We start from the raw sequence: 3,436 nt of genomic DNA on the forward strand, positions 1-3,436 counted from the left end.
ACATGATAGCATTGTTACGAAACATCCTTCCAAAATGTTCTTTATCAGGAAAAATCTCATCCTGCATCGGGAGATATACACCAGCGCTATCAACCAGGTATATCACTGGTAAGCGGTTCTCCATAGCAATTTCCTGCGCACGGAGGTTCTTTTTTGCGGTCATGGGGAACCAGGCACCAGCTTTTACTGTGGCATCGTTGGCCACAATCATACATTGTCTTCCGCTTACATAGCCAATACCGCACACTACTCCTGCCGAAGGACAGCCACCTTGCTCTGCATACATACCGTCAGCTGTAAAAGCACCAACTTCTAAGAAGCTGGTATCTTTATCAATTAAATAGGCAATCCGCTCGCGGGCCAATAGCTTTCCCTTTTCTTTTTGTTTGGCAGCATTTTTTTCACCGCCACCCAAATATATTTTTTTGAGTCTGGTTTTCAGTTCGTATACCAACTGTTTATTTACATCCTCATTTTTATTGAATTCGATATTCATGGTGGCAATTTAAATTTAATTTTAGAAAAACAATATTGACCAAAACGGTTTCTGGTCTACTGGTGGCTTAACCGCAAAGTGTGCTAAGTTTTTCAACCACCAAGTACACAAAGAAAAAACAACGCAAACGTAAGAATTTGTGCTTCGGTTATAATAAAATTCCTTATGAAAACTTTGCGTCCTTCGGGGTTAATGTGAAAGATATCCGTTTAAAATGATATTTTTGGGTAAATCCGAAAAATGGAACTAACCATCAATATTCCTGCGCTATTGTTTCCTGCCATCAGCTTAATTATGCTGGCTTATACCAACCGTTTTCTGGCTTTGGCAAGTTTAGTGAGAAGTTTAAAATCGAAATATGAGGATGGCGATAAAAATGCAGCTCTTCATAAACAGATCGAAAACCTGCGTTATCGCTTAAGACTGATCAAAAACATGCAGGCTTTTGGTGTACTTAGCTTTGCCAGTTGCCTTTTTTGTATGTTTTTTATTTATTTGGAGTGGAATACCGTTGCCGAAATTCTTTTTGCCCTGAGTTTGATATTTTTTATGATCTCGCTCATTATCTCGTTAATTGAAATCCAGATCAGTACAAAAGCCCTGGAGCTGGAATTGAGCAGTTTAGAAGAACTCGATAATCCATCAATTGTAAGTAGGTTTAAAAAGAAATTTGATAAAGATTGATATGCAACCATCTGTTAATACGCCAGAAGAATATTTAAACAGCCTCCCTGAAGAAAGGAAAGCGCCTGTTTCGAAATTGAGAGATACTATTTTAGAGAATCTGCCAGCTGGTTTCGAAGAACAGATTACCTATGGTATGCTGGGATATGTTATTCCACTCAGGCTTTATCCTGCAGGTTACCACTGTACACCAGAACAGGCTTTACCTTTTATCAACATTGGTTCGCAAAAGAATTTTATTGTTATGCACCACTTAGGATTGTATGCTTTTACTGATTTACTGGAATGGTTTCAGACAGAATATCCTAAACACGCTAAATATAAACTCGATATGGGCAAAGGTTGCGTCCGTTTTAAAAAGCCTGATGATATTCCATACGCATTAATTGCCGGGCTCATCAGAAAGGTTACACCTGCAGAATGGATTGAACAATATGAAAAAGTATATAAACGTAAAGGCTAATTTTGATAAACTACGCCATCAATCTTAAGCTTTTTAAACTTTTCGGCCCAGCCTTTACCTTTTATGTATTTTACCTGCGATGGGTATCCTTTTAAATTTGGATGATAAATCGGATCAAATGAAAAAGTCATTTCGGTATCCGATTTTTGAATAACAGTGACTTCGTTATCATTTTCATCCTTTTCTCCTGTTGTAAAAAATTTATCGCCTATTTTTGCGTTAAAATCAGCTCTGGTATAAGTTTTCAAAGGACTATCGGGATAGCCCTCAATCAATTTATTCTGCTCGTCGATCCTTAAATAAACTGTACTCACTGCATCGCCTCCTACCAAAGAATAAAACTTGTAAAAAAGCTTTTTATTGATGCGAACAGTATCCTTGATTTCGGTATAAGATTGAGCGTTCATGTACCATAAATTGCCAATCTGCATCGGCAAAAACGAATCGGCTGCCAAATTTTGATCTTTATTCATTTGGCAGGATAGGATAAACAGACTAATTAAAATAAAACTTAAAGATTTCCAGTTTACGATCATGAGGCATTTGTTTTTCTTATTTAACGTTAAAGATAAACAATGCGCTACATTGTAAGCTATTAATTCACAAAATGATACAAGAAAACAACCTCACCACTAAAGGCAGGTTTCTTTTGATCTTCAATTTCCATTTCGATAGCCATATTTACTTTGGTTACGCCTCGGAGATTAATAATAGAAGCCAGTTTTGCTTTTAGCCGTACTTTGCTGTTAACGGTAACTGCCTGCGCAAATCTTAAACTTTCGATACCATAATTGATCTCCATTTTTAATTTTTGGATATCAACAATTTCTTTCCAGAGGTAAGGGATTAACGAAAGCGTTAAATAGCCATGCGCTATGGTTGCTTTAAAAGGGCCTTCATTTTGGGCTCTTTCTTCATCTACATGAATCCATTGATGGTCTAATGTGGCATCGGCAAATTTATTAATCTGTTCTTGTGTAATGGTATGCCATGAAGAAACGCCTAATTCCTTGCCAAGGTATTGTTCAAATTCTGCGTGGGAGGTAATGATTTGCATTTTGGTATATTTTTAGCGCCAAGCGTTATGCGGCCGGCGAATTAATAATTTGCTTATTGTTGTTTGACAATTAATTTTTAACTCAGATTTCTTTCTCTAAACCAAACCTCGTCTGGAATGGCAGAAAAATCATCCATTTTATCGATTAAAGTTTCGGCACTTGCTTCATTAAAAACTAAATCGCGATTGGCCGGTTTCAAAAATTTACTTTGCACCATCATATCCATTTGGGCAAATAAGGGATCGTAAAAACCATTTACATTTAATACGCCGATTGGTTTTGTGTGCAGGCCGAGCTGCAACCAGGTTAACACTTCAAAAAACTCTTCAAGGGTGCCGAAACCACCTGGCAAAATAACAAAACCATCACTTAAATCGGCCATTCTCTGTTTTCTTTGGTGCATATTTTCAGTTACGATCATTTCGGTTACCCCTTTATGACCAACTTCTTTATCCATTAAAAACTGCGGAATTACGCCTGTAACTAAACCGCCTAACTCGAGTACATCATTGGCTAATACACCCATCACGCCTACACTTCCTCCTCCGTAAACCAATCTGATCTGTTGTTTTACAAGTGTTTCTGCCAATTGCTTTATTGCGTTACGCAGCGCGACATCGCCATTAAAGTTTGAGCCACAATACACACAAACTGATTTAAGCTTATTCATTTAGTTAAAATTTACCGAAGTTAATATTTTATCGGCTTTCTGTAAATTTTAATTCTACACAAAGC

General features: G+C 37.2%; 6 protein-coding genes. 2 read left to right on the forward strand and 4 right to left on the reverse strand.

Features of this window, described 5'->3' with window-relative positions:
• A partial coding sequence (locus tag AC1DPQ_RS21775) for a carboxyl transferase domain-containing protein (RefSeq protein WP_477610853.1) occupies positions 1–496 on the reverse strand: 496 nt, incomplete at its 3' end.
• A 240-nt stretch (positions 497–736) separates the two neighbouring features.
• Here AC1DPQ_RS21775 and AC1DPQ_RS21780 point away from each other — a divergent pair.
• Both AC1DPQ_RS21780 and AC1DPQ_RS21785 read left to right on the forward strand, forming a co-directional pair.
• A complete protein-coding gene (locus tag AC1DPQ_RS21780; protein ID WP_230146010.1) occupies positions 737–1,180 on the forward strand; it encodes a DUF2721 domain-containing protein in 444 nt (147 codons plus the stop codon).
• Position 1,181: 1 nt separating this feature from the next.
• Positions 1,182–1,643 carry a DUF1801 domain-containing protein gene (locus AC1DPQ_RS21785; protein WP_477579807.1) on the forward strand — a complete coding sequence of 154 codons (462 nt, stop codon included), beginning with the start codon at positions 1,182–1,184 and terminating at the stop codon, positions 1,641–1,643.
• Here the strand turns inward: AC1DPQ_RS21785 and AC1DPQ_RS21790 are convergent.
• From AC1DPQ_RS21790 to AC1DPQ_RS21800, 3 genes are all read right to left on the reverse strand, one after another.
• Entirely contained in the window at positions 1,640–2,116 is a 477-nt protein-coding gene (locus AC1DPQ_RS21790; protein WP_477579805.1) for a hypothetical protein, read from the reverse strand. The genes AC1DPQ_RS21785 and AC1DPQ_RS21790 overlap by 4 nt on opposite strands.
• Before the next feature lie 122 nt (positions 2,117–2,238).
• Positions 2,239–2,700, reverse strand: a complete 462-nt coding sequence (locus AC1DPQ_RS21795) for a MaoC family dehydratase (protein WP_029275744.1) — start codon at positions 2,698–2,700, stop codon at positions 2,239–2,241.
• A gap of 77 nt (positions 2,701–2,777) precedes the next feature.
• Entirely contained in the window at positions 2,778–3,371 is a 594-nt protein-coding gene (locus AC1DPQ_RS21800; RefSeq protein WP_477610854.1) for an LOG family protein, read from the reverse strand.
• Positions 3,372–3,436: the final 65 nt, after the last annotated feature.

It is taken from the genome of Pedobacter sp. 01T416_2 (assembly GCF_056398925.1).